This is a genomic window from Bacillus sp. z26 (assembly GCF_058313635.1).
The window spans coordinates 982,106-1,001,379 of record NZ_JBZFQM010000002.1 but is presented as its reverse complement, the minus strand read 5'-3'; the positions used below and the strand labels follow the sequence as shown (position 1 = coordinate 1,001,379).

Below are 19,274 nucleotides of genomic sequence, written 5' to 3'. Positions count from 1 at the left end.
ACTTTTCCTGAAAAAGGGGAAATAGCTGAATAAAACCAAATATGGTGTTTTTTAAGGGGATAAGTGAAATGAATAAAACGGAAAATAAATTACATATTACATCTGAAATAGGCCAACTGAAAAAAGTACTCTTACATAGGCCAGGTAAAGAAATTGAGCATTTGATACCTTCAAATATGGGAAGATTGCTTTTTGATGATATTCCTTTCCTTCCAAAGATGCAAATGGAACATGATATGTTTGCTGCTGCGCTGAAAGATCGTAATGTAGAGGTCGTCTACCTGGAAAATTTAGTGAAGGAATCATTTACAGCTCCTGAAAATAAATCAGAGTTAATTAATACCTTTTTACTGGAAAGCAGGCATCACCTCGCTGGAAGCTATGAATTGGTTAAAGAATACCTTGAATCCTTATCAGATACAGAATTGGTAAAGAAATTAATGGAGGGTGTATTAAAGAAAGAATTGGATGACCATAAAAAGGTACATCTTGATGACTTTTTATCAACCCAGTATCCTTTTTATATTGACCCGCTTCCAAACTTATATTTTACAAGGGATCCTGCAGCGATTATTGGGGAGGGAATGACCATCCATAAAATGTTCACTGCAGCCAGAAGAAGGGAATCTCTTTTCTGGGAATTTATAATGAAGAATCATCCTGAATATCAGAGCCAAAATCACTCACATTGGTTGGACCGTTCGGATCCTTTTGCGATAGAAGGAGGGGACATCCTCATTTTAAGTGATGAGGTTGTGGCCATTGGAGTAAGTGAGCGAACATCGGCATGGGCAATTGAAAGAATGGCCTATAATCTCCTTAGTGGTTCAACGACTTATAAAAAGGTACTGGCTGTTGAAATACCAAAAAAACGTGCTTTTATGCATTTGGATACGGTTTTTACAATGGTCGATAAAGATAAATTCACGATTCACCCTGAAATTGAAGGAACAAATGGGCAAATGAATATTTTTATCCTGGAGCTGACAGATCAAAAGAGTATCCAAATATCAAGAAGATATAATTTAGTAGATACATTGAAGGAAGTATTGAAATTATCGGAATTGGCCTTAATCCCTTGTGGCGGAGGAGATGAAATATTTTCACCGAGAGAACAATGGAATGATGGATCAAATACATTGGCCATAGCACCGGGCGTTGTGATTACATATGATCGTAATGTGGTAACAAATAAGCTATTAGAAGACTGTGGGGTGGAAGTAATAGAAATCCCAAGTTCAGAGCTTTCTCGAGGAAGAGGAGGCCCACGCTGTATGAGTATGCCTCTTGTGCGAGAATAGTAGATAGGCGGAGGAAGGGACAAACCCACCTCATAATTGAAAAAGCCGGTGGGATTTTACGACGAGTAAAATTCCACCGGCTTTAATTAGTTTTGGATAAGAATAAGAATCACAGGAATATAGATTCCTAGTTTATGCTTCCTTGAATTGTTCGATTCATAGCGTCTGTAATTGTTTTATAAGGATACCCAAGATCTCTGGCTACCGCTTCAAAGGTAACATATCCGTTTAGCGTGTTAACCCCTTTAGATAATGCAGGATTATCTGTAACAGCTTGGATTGTCCCTTTATTTGCAATTTGGAGGGCATAAGGGATCGTCACATTTGTCAATGCAATGGTAGAAGTCCTTGGGACTGCACCGGGTATGTTGGCTACTGCATAATGAATCACACCATGTTTGGTGTAAGTTGGATGATCATGTGTGGTTATATGGTCAACTGTTTCAAATATGCCACCCTGGTCGATTGCCACATCTACAATAACTGAACCCGGTGTCATAGCTTGTACCATTGAATCTGTCACAAGCTTTGGAGCTTTTGCCCCGGGAATAAGAACAGCACCAATCACTAAATCGGATTCGGCAACCAAATTGGCAATATTAAATGGGTTGGAGATAATGGTCGTCACTTGGTTTCCAAATATATCATCAAGTTCTCTCAAACGATCCGGGCTTAAATCGATTATGGTTACATCTGCTCCTAATCCAATAGCAATTTTAGCAGCATTAGTACCCACTACTCCACCACCAATGATCGTTACTCTTCCTCTTTTAACCCCAGGGACACCACCTAACAATATTCCTTTTCCACCATGAGGCTTTTCAAGAAATTGCGCACCAATCTGGACGGCCATTCTACCTGCTACTTCACTCATAGGGGTTAATAATGGCAGCGATTTTCCCGATGAAACAGTTTCATAAGCGATTGAAAACACTTCTGAATCTACTAATGCTTTTGTTAATTCAGGACATGCTGCTAAGTGAAGGTAGGTAAATAAAATTAAACCAGGGCGAAAATATTTATATTCCTCTTGCAGAGGTTCTTTCACTTTCATGATCATCTCTGCTTCTGCCCAAATCTCTGCTGCACCAGGATAAATAATTGCGCCGGCTGATTCATAGTCCGCATCTATAAATCCACTGCCCATTCCAGCTGAGGATTCTACCATGACTTTATGCCCGGCATTCACCAAAGTCACAACACCTGCTGGAGTTATGGCAACACGATTTTCATTATTTTTAATTTCTTTAGGGATTCCTATCAGCATATTTTATCCTCCTGTCTTATCTTATGTATAGCTATTATAATCCGTATTTTATTTGAATAGTATGTTAAAAACAGAAAATTCAAAAATAAGGATTTGTGAATTTTCACAAACGTTCAATCAATAATAGTTTGCTAATTTCATTTCGAGCAGAAGGTGGGACGTTATTTTATGATTTTTTAAATCATAATGGCTGATGTCAGATATTCTTTTTAAACGATAGGAAAGAGTATTCGGATGTATATGCAGAATAGCAGATGTAACGGCTGGATTGGAATTATAGGTTAAATAGGTTTCTAATGTATCGTATAGTTGTGTCTGATGTTCATTGTCATATATCTTTAAAGCATTAAGACCGATAGGGAGTTGTTTGGTTTGGCTATTACGTTTTTCACTGATGATAGGTAGGTATTGATAAAGGCCGAGTTCATCGTACCAATATACACCCATTAATTCATCTGTATACCTTTTCTTTAAACTAATGACTTCCAGAGCCTCTGAATAACTTTTATAGGCATCAATATACTCATAATAAAGGTTTCCGCAGCCTTCTGAACAGATGGTAATATTGAAGCGATCCTTCATATCGGCTGTAAAAGACTGAATAAAAATGGATATAGAGTTCTTTGGTTGGTCCTTATAGGCATCTATTAAAAGGATTAGCTTATTTTGATCAATTGTGTAGAAGACAATAGTCGCTTTTTGTGTCGTACTGATTAGGTAGACGATTTGCTTATCCAAATCGATATCAATAGAGGATTCAAATTCAATGACAACGATGGTGTAGTATTTAGGTAATGTAAATGGAAATTTAACCGCATCTGCAAGGATTGCTTTCTCTGCAGTATAATGGCCGGTCAACAGTTTCCAAAAGAATTCCTGACAGTTTTCTTCTTGGCCTTTTAAACGAGACTGGAGTAGTAGGAGTTGATTTTTTGCCTCCTTAGCCGCGAATATCAAAATGGATAGTTTTTCATCTGTAATGACTGTGTCGGATTGAAGAGCCCAAATAAACCCCAGCACTTCATCATTTTTTCGTATGGATATGGCAATTCTTTTGCCAAGTCCTACTTCATCAAGGGAATCGACAATGATGGGCTTATCATTGTGAAGAAGGAAGGGAATAATCCCTTTTTTCCAAAGAGCATTAATTACTTTTTCTGGTACGCGTCTGCCCATAATCGTTAGAATGCGGGCTTGATCGGTAATATTGGTATGAGCACTATAGGCCAGTAGTTGATGATTGGCATCCTCAATGGTTATCGGATAACGGATCAAAGAACTGAGTCGATCAGCAAATTCATCCAGGCCTCCATATAATCCTTTAAAAAAATCTTTTGAATGGTACTGATTATCCATTGAAAGACTCCTTAACTAAATTGATTGTTATCCCTATAATACAATAAATGGTAAATGATATGTAGAAAGAACACACTAATTAAAAAAGAGATTGGATATGATTACGAATTTGTAACCCATCCAATCTCCTTCTATGAAATTATTAATTAAAAAATAAAATTTAAAAGTAGGTAAATCAAACCAGCTAAAGTTCCGGAAATAGGTATCGTGATAATCCAGGTTATGATCATTCTCTGTGCCGTATGCCATTTTACGCCTTTCACACGGTGGGAAGTACCTACACCCATGATAGAAGATGATATAACATGAGTAGTACTTACTGGAAGGTGAATAAAGGTTGCACCAAAGATAATGGCTGCAGATGTAATATCAGCTGCCACACCGTTAACAGGACGAATCTTCATAATGTTACCGCCGACTGTTTTAATAATTCTCCAACCGCCTACAGACGTTCCAAGCCCCATTGCAGTAGCACAGGCTAATTGTACCCATAAAGGAATATCAGAGGATGTTGTAAAACCATTTGCGATTAGTGCCAGAGTGATAATTCCCATTGCCTTTTGAGCATCATTTGTTCCGTGAGAATATGACTGCAAAGCTGCAGTACCGATTTGAATAAAACGGAAATTTCTATTGGTTTTTGCTAAATTGTTATTTTTAAAGATTACCTTGAAGATACTGTAAACAATATAACCAGCCACAAAGGCGATGAATGGTGAGAATAGCAAAGCAAAAATAATTTTTATAAATCCGCTGAAATGGATCGCACTAAAACCAGATGATGCAATCGCTGCTCCAGCAATAGAACCAATAATTGCATGAGATGAACTACTTGGAATGCCATAATACCAAGTGATTAAATTCCAGGCTATTGCAGAAACCAAAGCTGCCATAATAACAATTGATCCATTTTCGAGTGTAAATGGATCAACAATATCCTTTGTAATAGTTTTTGCCACACCTGTAAATGTCATGGCTCCTACAAAGTTCATGATTGCAGCCATTAAAATAGCATGCCTTGGTTTTAATGCCTTGGTTGACACTGCCGTAGCAATCGAATTGGCTGTATCATGGAAACCATTGATGAAGTCAAAGGTTAAGGCCAATACGACAATCAATACTGTAATTAAAAGTAATGTATCCATAATTGTTTAGGAACCTTTCATTAAGAGTTTTTCATTACAATTGTTTCTAATGTATTCGCAACAGATTGACAATAATCTGCAATTTCCTCCAGGTTCTCATAAATCTCTTTATATTGAATAATGCGAATTGGATCTTTTTCACTTAGGAAAAGGTGTTTAACAGATTGACGATGCAAGGTATCACAGGAAGATTCATGTTCTTTAATTTTAATCGCAATCGGACGAATGTCATTTAATTTTTTTATCGTTAGTAATTCTACAGCTCGGTCAATTTCATGAGCGGCATTGCGAATTTCGTCAACAAATTTCAACATATACTCATTAGCATTGACAATTGAATACATTTCAAACAAAGCAGAACAATGTTCAAGACCATCCAAAACATCATCCATTGTCATCGCAAGCATTAATATATCTTCACGTTCAATCGGAGTGATGAAGGCGTTATTAAGCTCTTTAATCACTTCATGTACAAAATCATCTCCAGTTGTTTCATATTGTTTCATTGTGTCGGAGAAGATTTTTAAATCGCTAATGTTTTTTAATTTATAATCTGCGAAATAATCAGAGCTTTCTTTTAAATTTGAAGAAATATTTAAAAGCATAACCGAAAATTTATCTTTCTTAGATTTGAATACCATAGTGACCTCCACTTTCGGAAAATAATTAAAATTTATAACAAAATTAATACTAAACTTTTTATTTATACTTGGAAAGGAAAAACATTTTTTTTAGTGAATATTTACATAAACATGGTTTTAAACAACTAAAATTTACATTGAATTTACAAACTTGTAACATTCAGAAATAAAATTAACAAAAATATGTCTCTATAAAATTAGAGGGGGAAAGGGAGTCTTTGGATAAAGTTTATTAGGAATATAAGGGGATGGAGAAGCAGCTAAGACTTAGACATTTGAGGAGTATGTCTTTATCCATTTAAAAAGTGTTGAATCCGTTTTGAGCTAGGCCTGTGATTCCTGAGTAAAGTGATAAGTACATGTCGACGTATTTAATTTAGATATAAAAAAGCCCCCAGTTCCTTGAGGAATTGGGGGCTTTTGTTTACTCAACGCTGTTTTTCGAAGAACTATTAGTATCCGTAGCTTTTAAATTGTAATTATATTTTGATGGATCTACAGGTTTAAAACCTTCTGGTGTATAAAATCTGAGTAAATCACCGTATATAATTTTATCGGACATTGAAAGCATGGTAGAGGCATACTTTTCCATTTGTTTATACTCCTCAGTTTCTTCTACCAACGTTCCTGTGGAATCGTAATATTTACCATCAATATATTTTACATCCGGGCTCATAAAGTCACCGTCTCTAAAAGGTACAATTTCAGTATGGTCTTTTGATAATAAATCAGTACCAAGTTGGATATATTTCTTAGAATCAACGCCCAGTAAGTGTAACAATGTTGGCATTAAATCTACCTGTCCGCCATATTGGTGTTGTATTCCGCCTTCCATACCAGGTACACGGATAATTAAAGGTACTTCCTGTAGTTCAGCAGAATCATATTTCGTAATTTCCTCTTTATTAAGAACTTGTGCCATAGCTTCATTATGGTTTTCAGATATACCATAATGATCGCCATAGAATACAAGCACAGAACGATCATAAAGACCTGTTTCTTTTAGATAGTTGACAAATTGTTCTACAGATTCATCTAAATAACGGGCTGTTTGGAAATAACGGTCTACAGAGCCATCTCCCGTTGTTGCTGCCTCAATGGTAGCATCCTCGTCAGAAATTGGATAAGGGAAGTGATGAGATACTGTAATAAATTTTGTATAGAACGGCTCTGGTAATGATTCAAGCATCGGTTTAGACTGCTCGAAGAACGGTTTGTCTTTTAAACCGTAATTTAAAACATCTTCATCTTTCATGTCATAGTAGCTGGCATCAAAGAAGTTTTGAACTCCCCAAGATTTATAAACTTCATCGCGGTTCCAGAAGGATTTGTAGTTACCATGGAACACGGCAGAAGAATATCCTTTTTCTTGTTCAAGGATGGCAGCTGCTGATTGATACGTATTTGTACCATTTGTAGTCATAGCTGACCCTTGAGACAGTCCAAACAAGGAGTTTTCTAAAAGTACTTCTGAGTCAGATGTTTTACCTTGACCTGTTTGGTGGTAAAAATTATCAAAGTAAAGTGTATTTTTATCTTTTGTAAGCGAGTTAATAAAAGGTGTTACTTCTTCACCGTTCAATTTGTAATCAATCAGGAAGTTTTGGAAAGATTCCAAATGAATATAGATAACATTCATTCCTTCAGCGGCTCCAAAGTATTTCTTGTTTGGTTCTGCGTAATTAGCCTGTACGAAGTTTTGTACTTCTGTTAAGTCACTGGAATCTGCCGATGCTTTTTGGGCATTCACCTTCATTGTCTTTAATCCATCATAGATCGTGTAATTATAGGTTCCTAGATATTTGACCAGGTAGTTTCGGTCAAATGTTCTAGTTAATAATTGCGGACGGTCAATCTCAGCTAATGCAATATTCAATACGAGCATTCCCACACCAAATGTAAAAACTGCACCTGTTTTGCGTAATTTCACACGGCCTTCACTTGGCTGGAATTTTTTGTAGACAATCAGCAAAATCAGAATGATTGCATCCAGGAAATACAATGGATCATAAATACGTATGAGCTCCAGGATACTTCCGAATAATCCGCCACCTTCACCAGCATTAAGATTCTGCGTCTGTTTTAAAGTCTGCCATGTAATAAAATCGTTAAAGAATCGATAATAAACGATATTGGCATATTGCACAATGGAAAGTATGACGTTTATGACAACTAACCACTTGAATGAACGTCTGCCTTTTGCCAATAAAGCGAGACTAAAGAAAATAACCGCTGAACTGATTGGATTAATAAAAAGTAAAAATTCTTGCATGGTATTCGTGATACCAAGGTCAAATTCAACTATATAACTTGTATAGATTTTAATCCAAAAGAGAACAACAGCGACTATAAGGAAACCAACAGGTCCACTTAAGCTCTTTTTCGCTTTGCTCATAAATGCACTCATTGTTTCACCTCGGTATTAAGATTATATTTATACTAGTTTCGCATTTTTATGCTTATATTTGTTTGGCTCAGAAAAAAGAGATAACAATATTGAATTATAAACTGAATTTGGGAAAAGTCAAATTGAATTCTTTCGACAAAATCCTCATAAAATCCTTATATATAAGGGTTTCCATATTTTAAAATAGACCATTAATAATGTTGATTTTTGGACGTATCCAGCGCTCTTTTGTTTATTTTTATTCCCCACACTTTCGGATTTAGTTAATGGACAAGACTTTTATGATCTAGGCTTGGTATTGATAAAATTATTGATGACTGACAAGTGGGTAACTCTATATATTATATGCTCCCTATACAGAGGACAAGAACATACATTACAGATTGGTTCAATAGAAATAAATAATGATTCTATTGATCAAAAAAGCGTAGTAACACGTGATGGGGTGGGAGTCGGTAAGGCAAGATACGGAATATGTGAATCAGATGATAAATTTAAATGGTTATTAAGCGTTAAGATCACAGATGTGAATCGGTTTGGCTTATGATCTAATTCATTAGGGATATTTAGATTCCAGGAATTCTTTGGAGCTATTATATAATGAAAACGCTATAAAAACAATTCGAATAATTTTGTATCTTTATCCGAAAGACAAATTTCATCTCTAAATGTGTATGTTTACATTATCGCCCAAAATGTAGTCATCTCCAACAGTAGCTTAATGATCTATCGAGAACTAGGCTCTTCGTATTCCTTATAATATGAAGAATATAGTAATGATATAATTTTTGGGTTTTGTTTTATAAATATGCTAACTACTAGGGTATTCATATTAAATGAAAATAATTAAAGCTACATCTAAAGTTATAAATTAAATGAACCATGTAACAAGATATAGCCCTAATTTCCAATACTTTTGAGCACTCTGATTTTTCTTTCCTATTATATAGTAGAAAAAAATCATGGATAGTTAGAACTCTTTTTAGTATACCATTATTCAACAATAACTATTAAAACATAACATATACCCATTTTTCAGGCAGCTTAATCCTCTATAAAAAAATTACCAAAAATAATTAAAAAAATGTTTAGGACTGATAGAAAGGGGAATCTATAGAGTATTAACGGCGCCGTTGAATATGTACAAGGCAGTGAAAGTTGATCTACTTTCAATAACCTGTCTGCAAGTAACCATAGCTCTTGTAAAATAATATCTGACAAGAATACTTATCAGATTAGGGATAAACTTGAGTCTGTTGGCTACTCTATATTTAGAAATCTATTTTAAGTTATAAAGCAATTATCCCTAGTCCTAGTAACTGACAAAAGTCAGGCTAATTAAACAAACTTTCAAGGAGGAATATATCATGAGTTTTATTATATCATTAATCGTAGGTGGAATTTTAGGTTGGGTTGCAAGTCTAATCGTAGGTAAGGATGTACCAGGCGGAATCATTGGTAACATTATTGCAGGTATCATTGGTTCTTGGTTAGGTACAGCGATATTCGGAGATATGGGACCATCTGTTGCAGGATATGCCATTATTCCGGCTTTAATCGGTGCAATTCTTTTAATCTTCATCGTAAGCATGATTATGAAAGCTATCAATAAAACTGCTTAAGTATTACTTAAACATCTTTAAGTAAGTTAAGAAGCAAAAGACAAACCCTTTCTACCATAATAGGTAGGAGAGGATTTGTCTTTTTTCGTTTGAAAGGACATTATATAAATGGGATTTCGCTTTCGACAGACAGTTTTTCGCCGGTAAGCGGCTGTATAAACTCTAATCTGTATGCATGAAGGGCTTGCCTATTTAGATGTGCACTTTTCTTTCCCCCATATAAGGGATCACCAACAAGGGGATGTCCAATTGAGCTCATATGGACTCGAATTTGGTGAGTGCGGCCTGTTTCCAATTTACAGGAAACAAGCGTTTGATTTATAGAATTCATTCTTTCTAATACTTCATATTTTGTCACTGCCTGTTTTCCGGATGGGCTTACTCTCATTTTCCCCGGTGTATGTCGGTCTTTTGCAATTGGAGCGTTTATCGTACCTTGCTCTTTTTTTACAATCCCCTGAACAAGTGCCACATACGTCCTCTTAATTTCCCCATCTGTTAAAGCCTTATCCAGTATAGCTCCTGCATAAGCATGTTTAGCTAGGAGAATGGCCCCGGATGTATCTTTATCCAAGCGATGGATATGCCTAGGTTTAATTTTATTATTATTAATATAGGCTGTGACAACATTCATTAAAGATTGATGATCGTTATCAGAAATAGGATGGGTATTAAGAAATGGCGGCTTGTTCACAACCATAATATCATCATCTTCATATAGAATTTCCAATTTCTTCTTTATGGGTAGTAATGCATTTAAATCATCTGCATAAATGGGTATATAAATAATAGAAGAAGATTGTATTTTTGTTGACCAAGAAATCGCTTCACCATTCAATAAGACGTTCTTTTCCATTCGCCACTGGTGCAGCATTTTCTTTGGAATGTGCAGATGATCTCTTAAAATGGTTTCTATCGATTTTCCCACCCAATCCGAGGGGCAGGTGATTTGAGCGTAAGGACCTGATTTAGTAACGTTTAACATGTAAATACCTCATTTTTGCAAAGTTATTTAGTATTATATATACAATATCATGTGCTATCCTATATATGCCAACAGAGGAAGATTGCAGAAAGTAGGGTGTTCAATATGAAAATTGTCGAAGGTTCTCTTCATTTACAGGATATTGAACTAAGTAAGGCAGTTGAAAAATTTTATAATGAATTGTTTCCTATGTACTTCACAAAAGAACTAATTGATTTGTTTGTCTTAAATGAAGTGTTGTCTGTACCTGATTCAAACTCTCATATCGGTACATTAAAAGGTGCCTTTCAAGCATTGTCATGTATTCAAACCTTAATGATCATTCTAGAGAATCAAAATGAAAATCCTGAGGCTGTGGAATTATTTAATCACAATTCAAAGCTATTAAATGAACTTGGTATCTTTTTTCCGTTTGAGCATAAACACTTTTTTGGTGAGAATAGACAGATTGAACTTCCATTGTATCAGACAAAAGCCGCCAATACCTATTTAATCTAAAGAAACACGCCGAGTAAATGCACCCGGCGTGTTTTTATAAATTATCAAACCACTGTTTAAATTCCTCAGCAGTGCGTTCCCCTTCGATACGGCTTGATTCTTTCCCATCCTTATAATGGATAAGTGTTGGTGTTGCATCAATTTCATTCCAGCCCTGCTCGAATTCAAGCACATTATATTGATAGATGTGTTCATCCATTTCTTCTGCTACAGGCATTAGAATGGGAGTGGTATTTACACAATGTGAACATTTCGGACTGAAATAATAAACGGTCACTGCTTCTTCCTTTTCCAGTTTCTCATCCAATTCATCCGGTTTAATGATGTTTTGATACAGCGGATCATCTAACTGATCGACAGTCGCAGGGTTTAATTCATCTTTACCATATGGGTTGTTGCTGCCTGCCGTTTTTTCTGTTTGTTGCTTATTGGTTAAGTACGCGATAGCGGCAAAAATCAGAACGACCGCAGCGACGAAAATAACAACTTTCTTCATTTTGTTTCCCCCTTTGTCACTTTAAATATATACAAGCTGCATACAAATATGATAATGAAAGCAGTTAATGCAAGCATTGGTATAGTAATGAAGCCAAGCCAGTTAATGTAGTCCCCAGTACACGGTATTCGGCCGCATGAAACTGCCCGATCCATAAAGAACGGTACCTTCTGAATGAGCACATGATAGGTTGAAATACATGCGCCAATAGCTGATAAAATCATTGTATAAAAAGCAATATGATAGTCTTTTTTCCAGATTGCCAGTACTAAAATCACCGAGAAAGGGTACATGACAATCCGTTGATACCAACATAAAACACATGGCTCAAAGCCTTTAATCTCTGAAAAATAAAGACTGCCAGCCATCGCTATAAAGGCTGCAGCAAATGCCAGAAAAAGGGCGTTATCACGATTTATCAATTTCTTAAGCATGAAAATTCCCCCCTTTTCAACTTATTACCTTTATTAAAATTATAGTATGTTATCATAATATTGTAAAAAGAAATCGCTTTATTATCATTTGTTGAGGGTAAAAAGACTTATGGTGTCCTTGGCTGGATACATAAAAGAATATAAGACCGAATCCAGCTCTTTTAGAAGAAATTAAAAATAATTTTGCTCATATCATAAGGAAGGTGCTGAACGATGAAAAAACAATGGTGGAAAGAATCTGTCGTTTACCAAATTTACCCACGAAGCTTTATGGATTCTAATGGAGACGGGATAGGGGATATTCAGGGAATTATAGCACGCCTGGATTATTTGAAAGAGCTGGGTGTGGATGTAGTATGGTTATCGCCGGTATACAAGTCGCCAAATGATGATAACGGTTACGATATTAGTGACTATCGCGATATTATGGACGATTTTGGAACAATGCAGGATTGGGAATTGATGCTTGAGGAAATGCATAAAAGAGATATTAAACTTGTGATGGACCTTGTCGTCAACCATTCATCTGACGAACACGCCTGGTTTATTGAATCCAAAAGATCTAAAGACAACGAGTATAGGGATTATTACATATGGCGTCCTGGAAAAGATGGAAAAGAGCCGAATAATTGGGAGTCCTTTTTCAGTGGATCTGCCTGGGAATATAATGAAGAAACAGATGATTATTATTTACATTTGTTCTCCAAAAAACAACCAGACCTCAACTGGGAAAATGAAAAAGTCCGCAAAGAAGTATATGATTTAATGAAGTTTTGGCTGGATAGAGGTGTAGATGGATTCCGAATGGATGTAATCAACCTCATCTCTAAAGACTCTGCTCTGCCTGATGGGTCAGTCATTGAAGACAAAGAATATGCATCCGGAGCTGAACATTATATGAACGGCCCGAAAATACATGAGTATTTTCAAGAAATGAATAAAGAAGTTCTATCTAAATACGATGTAATGACGGTCGGGGAAACTCCAGGTGTAACACCCGATGAAGGGATATTATATACAGCTGAGGATCGTCATGAATTAAATATGATTTTTCAATTTGAACATATGGATGTAGATTCCGGTCCATCAGGTAAATGGGATATACAACCATTAGATTTAATAAAATTAAAAAAAATACTTTCAAAATGGCAGACAGAATTGCATGGAAAAGGGTGGAACAGTCTATATTGGAACAATCATGATCAACCGAGAATTGTTTCACGTTTTGGAGATGACGGAGCATACCGTATTAAATCAGCTAAAATGCTGGGAACATGCCTGCATTTCCTCCAAGGTACACCTTATATTTACCAAGGTGAAGAAATTGGGATGACAAATGTTCAATTTCCGGATATAGAGTATTATCGGGATATCGAGAGTAGGAATATGTATAACGAAAGATTAGCAAAAGGTATGAAGCCAGAGGAGATTATGAAAAGGATCTATGCAAAAGGACGTGACAACGCTCGAACTCCGATGCAATGGGATGATACCGAACAAGCTGGCTTTTCAACAGGGAAACCGTGGATTAACATAAATCCAAACTATATAGACATTAATGCTAAGAATGCATTAAAGGATCATGATTCGATTTTCTACTATTATAAGGAGCTAATCGCCCTGCGCAAGAAAATGCAGATTATAATAGAAGGAAGTTATGAGTTAATCGAAGCAGAAAATGAATATATTTTTGCCTATATGAGACATCTTAATCATCAAACTTTGCTTGTACTAACGAACTTCACAGGTGAAGAACAGCGTGTAAGCTGGCCGGACCGCGTAAAAGATTTTTCTGGACAAAAGGTAATTGGCAATTACTCTGATCGTGCAGAACAAGAAACAGCCGCTGAGACAATCCTGAAACCCTGGGAAGCCGTAGTTTATTTAATTGAAAGATAATCCTCATAAAGCTGTTGGAAACTGAAGCCAACAGCTTTTCTTTTTGTGACGCTGACTAAACCGGGGACCTTTTGTCAGCATGTCTTTGCCTATTAGTCATATAGCCATTCAGGATTGTTTGAAAAAATTAAAATATGGGAAAAAACAGAGGATAGAGAGAATGGCTTTTAAAAAGGAGTGTCATGTCTGTGACAGAGGAATTGGATTTAACAAAATATGAACATAAAATGGAAATTAGGCGAATGGAGATTCGCGATATAGATGATATTTTGGAGCTGCAAAAGCTTTGTTTTCCGGGGATGGATCCGTGGAAGCACGAGCATTTGGAGAGCCATTTATCCATTTTTCCAGAAGGGCAATTTGTAGCTGAACTAAATGATGAAGTAATTGGTTCATGCTCAAGTTTAATCATTAATTTTGATGAATATGATGATCGCCATACCTGGTCTGAAATAACTGATGATGGATATATTACGAATCATAATCCTGACGGCTTAAATCTATATGGAATTGAAGTTATGGTCCATCCAAAATATAGAAAGATGAAAGTTGGCCATCGTCTATATGAGGAACGTAAGGAATTAGCCCGTAGGTTAAATTTGAAAAGTATTATTATCGGCGGAAGGATTCCAAACTACCATAAATATGCAGATCAAATGACTGCACGTGAATATGTGGAAGAAGTACGCTTACATAAAATATATGATCCGGTTTTATCCTTCCAATTTTTGAATGAGTTTACACTTACCCGTATTAATCAAAACTATTTGGAAGATGACCGAGCATCAGGAAAAAATGCGACCCTGATGGAATGGAATAATGTAGATTATCGTCCTAAATCTAAACGGTATTATAAAACAGCTTATCCTGTTCGAATATGTGTCGTGCAATATATGATGAGAAAGATTCACTCATTCGAAGATTTTGCAAACCAAGTGGAATATTTCGTTGATGTTGCTGCAGATGCTGATTCTGATTTTGTAGTATTTCCAGAAATATTAACGACTCAATTAATGTCCTTTTTAAATGAAAAGGTTCCGAGTCAGGCAGTCCGAAAAGTAACAGACTTTACAGAGCAATATATTGAGCTGTTTACAAACCTGGCTGTCCGCTATAATGTGAATATTATTGGCGGTTCACATTTTGTGAAAGAAGAGGATGATAATATATATAATATTGCTTACCTCTTTAGGAGAGATGGGACAATCGAGAAGCAATATAAGCTTCACATTACACCAAATGAGAAAAAGTGGTGGGGAATTAGCGCTGGTGATGAGGTCAATGTATTTGATACGGATTGCGGAAAAATCTCCATGCTCATTTGCTATGATATTGAGTTTCCGGAATTGTCCAGGATTGCGGCAGATAAAGGAGCGAATATTATTTTTACACCATTTTGTACAGAAGATCGACAAGGATATTTGCGTGTAAGATACTGTGCACAGGCTCGTGCAGTGGAAAATCAGATATATACCGTCATTTCAGGAACAGTGGGGAATTTACCACAAACTGAAAATATGGATATCCAATATGCACAATCAGCGATCTTTACCCCATCTGATTTTGAGTATCCACGCGATGGGATCGTGGGCGAAACCAATGCCAATATTGAAATGGTACTCATTGGAGATGTTGACCTTGAGATTCTTAGACGTCAGAGATTATCTGGAACGGTACGCCAGTTAAAAGATCGCAGAAAAGACTTGTATGAGCTTCATTACAAACGATAATACTTGGAAAATATTTCTTTAGAGATATTCCTTAATAATATTCAAGAAATATTAAATATTTAGTAAAATAAAGAGGATCGTTTAATTAGGAGGAATAAAATATATGGATTGGAAAAAAACTTATAATAGATGGAATGATCATTTGACGCTTGAACCAGAGTTGCATGAAAAACTAACTGCACTTGTGGATGATGAAGTCGCGTTAGAAGATTGCTTCTACAAAAATTTGGAATTTGGTACAGGCGGTATGCGCGGTGAAATCGGTGTTGGAACAAACCGCATGAATGTTTATACAATCCGTAAAGCAACACAAGGCTTTGCATCATATATTGAAAAATCAGGAGAAGAAGCAAAACAGCGCGGAGTGGTAATCGCTTATGATTCAAGACATAAATCACCTGAATTTGCAATGGAAGCAGCCAAAACACTTGCAACCAACGGGATTCAAGCTTATGTATTTGATAGCCTTCGCCCAACTCCAGAGCTATCTTTTGCAGTTCGATATTTACATGCAATCGGTGGGATCGTCATCACAGCAAGTCACAATCCACCAGAATATAATGGCTACAAAGTGTATAACGAAGATGGCGGACAATTACCGCCAGCTGATGCCGATGTTCTGATCGAGATGGTGAATGCAATTGAAAATGAACTCGAAATTAAAGTAGAAGAAGAGTCCGTATTACGTGATAAAGGATTAATTAAAATAATCGGCAAAGAAGTGGACGATGCCTATAACGAAAAAGTCCTCACGATTACTGAACAGCCAAATTTAGCAAAAGAAGTAGATGTGAAAGTTGTTTTTACACCATTACATGGTACAGCAAATCTTCCGGTTCGTCGTGCTCTAAAAGATTTGGGTTATGAACATGTAGAAGTGGTAAAAGAGCAGGAGTTACCAGACCCTGAATTCTCAACTGTAAAATCTCCAAACCCAGAAGAACATGCTGCGTTTGAATTAGCCATCACTAAAGGAAAAGAAATGGGTGCTGATATTTTAATTGCTACAGACCCTGATGCTGATCGTGTTGGTTTGGCTGTTAAAAATGATGAAGGGGAATACACTGTTTTAACCGGTAACCAAACAGGTGCGTTATTCTTAGACTATATCCTTTCTCAGAAAAAAGAAAAAGGAACATTACCTACTAATGGGATCATGTTCAAAACAATCGTAACATCAGAATTTGGACGTTCTATTGCTTCCAACTATGGAGTAACAACAGAAGATGTTTTGACTGGTTTTAAATTTATTGGGGAAAAAATCAAGCAATATGAAGAGTCTGGAGAATATTCTTTCTTATTTGGATATGAAGAAAGCTACGGTTCTTTAATTAAAGATTTTGCCCGTGATAAAGATGCGGTCCAGGCTACCGTGATGGCTGTAGAAATTTGCGCCCACTACAAACGTAATGGTAAAACATTATACCAGGCACTTGAAGATTTATATGAAAAACATGGATATTATTTAGAAGGAATGCGTTCCCTGACTTTAAAAGGAAAGGAAGGAGCTGAACATATCCAGCAAATTCTAGCTACATTCCGTAAGGAGCCGCTAACATCTCTTGCGGGAGTAAAAGTAGTGGCTGTAGAAGATTATAAAGAAAGCACACGATTGGATTTACTTACGAATAAAGAAGAAGCAATTCATTTACCAAAATCCAATGTTCTAAAATATTTCTTTGAAGATGAATCTTGGGTATGTTTAAGACCATCAGGAACTGAGCCAAAAATCAAGTTCTACTTTGCAGTTAAGGATAGCCAAAAACAAGCAAGTGAGCAAAAGCTCCAATCCTTTATGAATGAAATGATGCAAAAGGTATCAGAAATATAAAAATAGAGAGCTGACTAAAAAGTCAGCTCTCTATTTTTTTGCGCCGTGTTTCGCTGTTTGCATTTAGCCGTATATTTTTCCCACCACAGAAAAAAATAAGGATATTAAAAAGTTTGCATTGCCCAACCCTCTTCCTCATTATCCGGAAGGAATGTGGCATGGTCAATATATTGAAGGAGGGCATTCAGGGTCTTTTCAACGGAGGTTTGCTCCTTTGAAAAATGATAGGCATGCAAAAAATGTTCAATTTTTTTGGACAAAAAGTGGTCTTTTGTCCGTACCATCAGAAGTAAGAGGTTATCCCATTCTGACCGATGTGTGTAGTACAAAGCACGATCATAATCAACCTTATCCATTTACTTCACACTCCTTTAAGTGGAGGAGTTAAAATTAGTTTGTTCAAAGTCATGATTTTATCACCCTGTAAAAGTTGGGCAGTTTGTAAAATGTAAATTTGAAACTTTCCATGGCTTAATTCTTGGCAAAGCGGTTATCCTAATACCATTAGCAATGGTTATTATCCTATATTAAATGTAGGAAGTGATAACTGTGTGTAGAATATGGGCTGGATGTTTTATATGTAGAAAAATAATGGAAGTTAGAATTGTATGTTGAAAAGATAATAAAAAATACACATACGCCATTTTATATGACTGACTAAAGGGAATTTGAATTACTCTAGAGGTCTTCTCCACTTGAGTGAATGAACCAATCGGATTTGCCTATTATTTACTGCGGGTTCATTAGAGTTAGATGATGTTTCTCATTCATTTTTTATAAAAATAATTATTTATTAAGTAAGTAGTATTGAGATGGATTTGGTGGGAGGAGACGAGCAAAAAGACTTGGATAATGATTTGTCATAGGATTTCGGTTAGATTCCTGTATTGTATATGAAGAAGCGACGGGGGCAGAGCAAACAAAAAACCAGCTAGTGCTGGTCATCGGGTATTTCGTCTGCGTCGCCAAAATATCCACGCGCCTGTCAAAAGAAGGAGTCCCGCAATGGCACTGGCTATTTTCAAATCTCGGCTTTGGGTGTATTCTAGATAGTCATCTTCGTCATAGGTAGCCTGCTCCCCATTTGGAAACATTTCTACATCCGTTTTCATCTGTGCCCAATCATCTGTCCGTCCGCAAGGGCTGACTCCGATGTGAAACCAATCGTTATATCCATATATAAGGTAGGTACCGTCTTCTTTAAGGGTTTCTTGCAGCCAATCTCGCGTCGTATCTTTCACAATGGTACGCGGTTCCAGGTCCCCTTTAAAGACCGTGACCACTTGTATAACGAACCTTCTTCCATCATGTTCCTTCACGATTCCTTTAAACACTGCATCGGCATCGTCAAATGCTTGTTCCACTGGTTGAGGTTCAGCACAGCTTAAGGCCCATCCCATTGTAGGGAAGGACAGTATCCCTAGCATGAGGAACAAGACTACTCCTAACCCTTTAGCGATACGCCATCCGTTCATACTGCTCCTCCTTCTTAATGACCTGCACACCCATAGATCAAGCAAGTCATTTTTTGCTATTTGGCTTTATTTAATCTTTATTTATAAGGATTAATTCAGGGATAATGTCCTTTTTTTGTATTTTACCATCTAACGAGCATTAATCAGATAAAATAATAATTATTTAGAATTTTTTATATATATTATT

General features: G+C 36.3%; 17 protein-coding genes. 7 read left to right on the top strand and 10 right to left on the bottom strand.

The window, feature by feature from the left end:
- Nucleotides 1–68 precede the first annotated feature (68 nt).
- Nucleotides 69–1,301 (top strand): arginine deiminase, encoded by a 1,233-nt coding sequence (gene arcA / locus AC4G3K_RS10095; protein ID WP_491133221.1) that lies wholly within the window; start codon nucleotides 69–71, stop codon nucleotides 1,299–1,301.
- 127 nt (nucleotides 1,302–1,428) lie between these two features.
- On the opposite strand, the gene ald is transcribed toward arcA, so the two are convergent.
- The 5 genes from ald to ltaS form a co-directional block, all read right to left on the bottom strand.
- On the bottom strand, nucleotides 1,429–2,568 hold the full coding sequence (ald, locus tag AC4G3K_RS10090) for an alanine dehydrogenase (RefSeq protein ID WP_491076306.1): 1,140 nt from the start codon (nucleotides 2,566–2,568) through the stop codon (nucleotides 1,429–1,431).
- A 117-nt stretch (nucleotides 2,569–2,685) separates the two neighbouring features.
- Nucleotides 2,686–3,924: a PucR family transcriptional regulator gene (locus AC4G3K_RS10085; RefSeq protein WP_491133220.1), complete on the bottom strand. Its 1,239-nt coding sequence runs from the start codon at nucleotides 3,922–3,924 to the stop codon at nucleotides 2,686–2,688.
- A gap of 146 nt (nucleotides 3,925–4,070) precedes the next feature.
- A complete protein-coding gene (locus tag AC4G3K_RS10080) occupies nucleotides 4,071–5,069 on the bottom strand; it encodes an inorganic phosphate transporter (protein ID WP_491076308.1) in 999 nt (332 codons plus the stop codon).
- Nucleotides 5,070–5,089: 20 nt separating this feature from the next.
- On the bottom strand, nucleotides 5,090–5,710 hold the full coding sequence (locus tag AC4G3K_RS10075) for a DUF47 domain-containing protein (RefSeq protein ID WP_491076309.1): 621 nt from the start codon (nucleotides 5,708–5,710) through the stop codon (nucleotides 5,090–5,092).
- Nucleotides 5,711–6,134: 424 nt separating this feature from the next.
- Nucleotides 6,135–8,117, bottom strand: a complete 1,983-nt coding sequence (gene ltaS, locus AC4G3K_RS10070) for a lipoteichoic acid synthase (RefSeq protein ID WP_491133219.1) — start codon at nucleotides 8,115–8,117, stop codon at nucleotides 6,135–6,137.
- A gap of 313 nt (nucleotides 8,118–8,430) precedes the next feature.
- On the opposite strand from ltaS, the gene AC4G3K_RS10065 reads away from it, so the two are divergent.
- Entirely contained in the window at nucleotides 8,431–8,664 is a 234-nt protein-coding gene (locus tag AC4G3K_RS10065; protein ID WP_491076311.1) for a hypothetical protein, read from the top strand.
- An 820-nt stretch (nucleotides 8,665–9,484) separates the two neighbouring features.
- Complete coding sequence (locus AC4G3K_RS10060) at nucleotides 9,485–9,739, top strand: GlsB/YeaQ/YmgE family stress response membrane protein (RefSeq protein WP_491076312.1); 255 nt, start codon at nucleotides 9,485–9,487, stop codon at nucleotides 9,737–9,739.
- A gap of 100 nt (nucleotides 9,740–9,839) precedes the next feature.
- Here the strand turns inward: AC4G3K_RS10060 and AC4G3K_RS10055 are convergent, their stop codons facing one another.
- Nucleotides 9,840–10,724, bottom strand: a complete 885-nt coding sequence (locus AC4G3K_RS10055; protein ID WP_491076313.1) for an RluA family pseudouridine synthase — start codon at nucleotides 10,722–10,724, stop codon at nucleotides 9,840–9,842.
- Nucleotides 10,725–10,829: 105 nt separating this feature from the next.
- Between AC4G3K_RS10055 and AC4G3K_RS10050 the strand changes: the two genes are divergently transcribed.
- Nucleotides 10,830–11,222 carry a DUF5365 family protein gene (locus AC4G3K_RS10050; RefSeq protein WP_491076314.1) on the top strand — a complete coding sequence of 131 codons (393 nt, stop codon included), beginning with the start codon at nucleotides 10,830–10,832 and terminating at the stop codon, nucleotides 11,220–11,222.
- 34 nt (nucleotides 11,223–11,256) lie between these two features.
- Here AC4G3K_RS10050 and AC4G3K_RS10045 read toward each other — a convergent pair whose 3' ends face one another.
- Both AC4G3K_RS10045 and AC4G3K_RS10040 read right to left on the bottom strand, forming a co-directional pair.
- Nucleotides 11,257–11,718, bottom strand: coding sequence for a thioredoxin family protein (locus AC4G3K_RS10045; protein WP_491133218.1), 462 nt, complete (start codon nucleotides 11,716–11,718; stop codon nucleotides 11,257–11,259).
- Entirely contained in the window at nucleotides 11,715–12,152 is a 438-nt protein-coding gene (locus tag AC4G3K_RS10040; RefSeq protein WP_491133217.1) for a disulfide oxidoreductase, read from the bottom strand. The genes AC4G3K_RS10045 and AC4G3K_RS10040 overlap by 4 nt, the downstream gene beginning before the upstream one ends.
- Nucleotides 12,153–12,365: 213 nt before the next feature.
- Here AC4G3K_RS10040 and AC4G3K_RS10035 point away from each other — a divergent pair, with 213 nt between their 5' ends.
- From AC4G3K_RS10035 to AC4G3K_RS10025, 3 genes are all read left to right on the top strand, one after another.
- Nucleotides 12,366–14,051 carry a glycoside hydrolase family 13 protein gene (locus AC4G3K_RS10035; RefSeq protein WP_491133216.1) on the top strand — a complete coding sequence of 562 codons (1,686 nt, stop codon included), beginning with the start codon at nucleotides 12,366–12,368 and terminating at the stop codon, nucleotides 14,049–14,051.
- A gap of 188 nt (nucleotides 14,052–14,239) precedes the next feature.
- The gene (locus AC4G3K_RS10030; protein WP_491076318.1) at nucleotides 14,240–15,781 is read left to right on the top strand and encodes a GNAT family N-acetyltransferase; all 1,542 of its coding nucleotides are present in this window, start codon (nucleotides 14,240–14,242) and stop codon (nucleotides 15,779–15,781) included.
- 103 nt (nucleotides 15,782–15,884) lie between these two features.
- Nucleotides 15,885–17,612, top strand: a complete 1,728-nt coding sequence (locus AC4G3K_RS10025; protein WP_491133215.1) for a phospho-sugar mutase — start codon at nucleotides 15,885–15,887, stop codon at nucleotides 17,610–17,612.
- A 104-nt stretch (nucleotides 17,613–17,716) separates the two neighbouring features.
- Here the strand turns inward: AC4G3K_RS10025 and AC4G3K_RS10020 are convergent, their stop codons facing one another.
- Together AC4G3K_RS10020 and AC4G3K_RS10015 are read right to left on the bottom strand one after the other, a co-directional pair.
- Nucleotides 17,717–17,968 (bottom strand): YhdB family protein, encoded by a 252-nt coding sequence (locus tag AC4G3K_RS10020; protein WP_491076320.1) that lies wholly within the window; start codon nucleotides 17,966–17,968, stop codon nucleotides 17,717–17,719.
- A gap of 585 nt (nucleotides 17,969–18,553) precedes the next feature.
- On the bottom strand, nucleotides 18,554–19,087 hold the full coding sequence (locus AC4G3K_RS10015; protein ID WP_491076321.1) for an LPXTG cell wall anchor domain-containing protein: 534 nt from the start codon (nucleotides 19,085–19,087) through the stop codon (nucleotides 18,554–18,556).
- Between the last annotated feature and the right edge of the window lie 187 nt (nucleotides 19,088–19,274).

What these genes read in the sequence shown, in the direction of transcription:
- AC4G3K_RS10015 (WP_491076321.1), bottom strand. Translation starts at nt 19,087, where the DNA reads ATGAACGGATGGCGTATCGCTAAAGGGTTAGGAGTAGTCTTGTTCCTC.
- AC4G3K_RS10040 (WP_491133217.1), bottom strand. Translation starts at nt 12,152, where the DNA reads ATGCTTAAGAAATTGATAAATCGTGATAACGCCCTTTTTCTGGCATTT.
- AC4G3K_RS10025 (WP_491133215.1), top strand. Translation starts at nt 15,885, where the DNA reads ATGGATTGGAAAAAAACTTATAATAGATGGAATGATCATTTGACGCTT.
- ltaS (WP_491133219.1), bottom strand. Translation starts at nt 8,117, where the DNA reads ATGAGTGCATTTATGAGCAAAGCGAAAAAGAGCTTAAGTGGACCTGTT.
- ald (WP_491076306.1), bottom strand. Translation starts at nt 2,568, where the DNA reads ATGCTGATAGGAATCCCTAAAGAAATTAAAAATAATGAAAATCGTGTT.
- AC4G3K_RS10045 (WP_491133218.1), bottom strand. Translation starts at nt 11,718, where the DNA reads ATGAAGAAAGTTGTTATTTTCGTCGCTGCGGTCGTTCTGATTTTTGCC.
- AC4G3K_RS10020 (WP_491076320.1), bottom strand. Translation starts at nt 17,968, where the DNA reads ATGGATAAGGTTGATTATGATCGTGCTTTGTACTACACACATCGGTCA.
- AC4G3K_RS10035 (WP_491133216.1), top strand. Translation starts at nt 12,366, where the DNA reads ATGAAAAAACAATGGTGGAAAGAATCTGTCGTTTACCAAATTTACCCA.
- AC4G3K_RS10050 (WP_491076314.1), top strand. Translation starts at nt 10,830, where the DNA reads ATGAAAATTGTCGAAGGTTCTCTTCATTTACAGGATATTGAACTAAGT.
- AC4G3K_RS10065 (WP_491076311.1), top strand. Translation starts at nt 8,431, where the DNA reads ATGACTGACAAGTGGGTAACTCTATATATTATATGCTCCCTATACAGA.
- AC4G3K_RS10060 (WP_491076312.1), top strand. Translation starts at nt 9,485, where the DNA reads ATGAGTTTTATTATATCATTAATCGTAGGTGGAATTTTAGGTTGGGTT.
- arcA (WP_491133221.1), top strand. Translation starts at nt 69, where the DNA reads ATGAATAAAACGGAAAATAAATTACATATTACATCTGAAATAGGCCAA.
- AC4G3K_RS10075 (WP_491076309.1), bottom strand. Translation starts at nt 5,710, where the DNA reads ATGGTATTCAAATCTAAGAAAGATAAATTTTCGGTTATGCTTTTAAAT.
- AC4G3K_RS10055 (WP_491076313.1), bottom strand. Translation starts at nt 10,724, where the DNA reads ATGTTAAACGTTACTAAATCAGGTCCTTACGCTCAAATCACCTGCCCC.
- AC4G3K_RS10080 (WP_491076308.1), bottom strand. Translation starts at nt 5,069, where the DNA reads ATGGATACATTACTTTTAATTACAGTATTGATTGTCGTATTGGCCTTA.
- AC4G3K_RS10085 (WP_491133220.1), bottom strand. Translation starts at nt 3,924, where the DNA reads ATGGATAATCAGTACCATTCAAAAGATTTTTTTAAAGGATTATATGGA.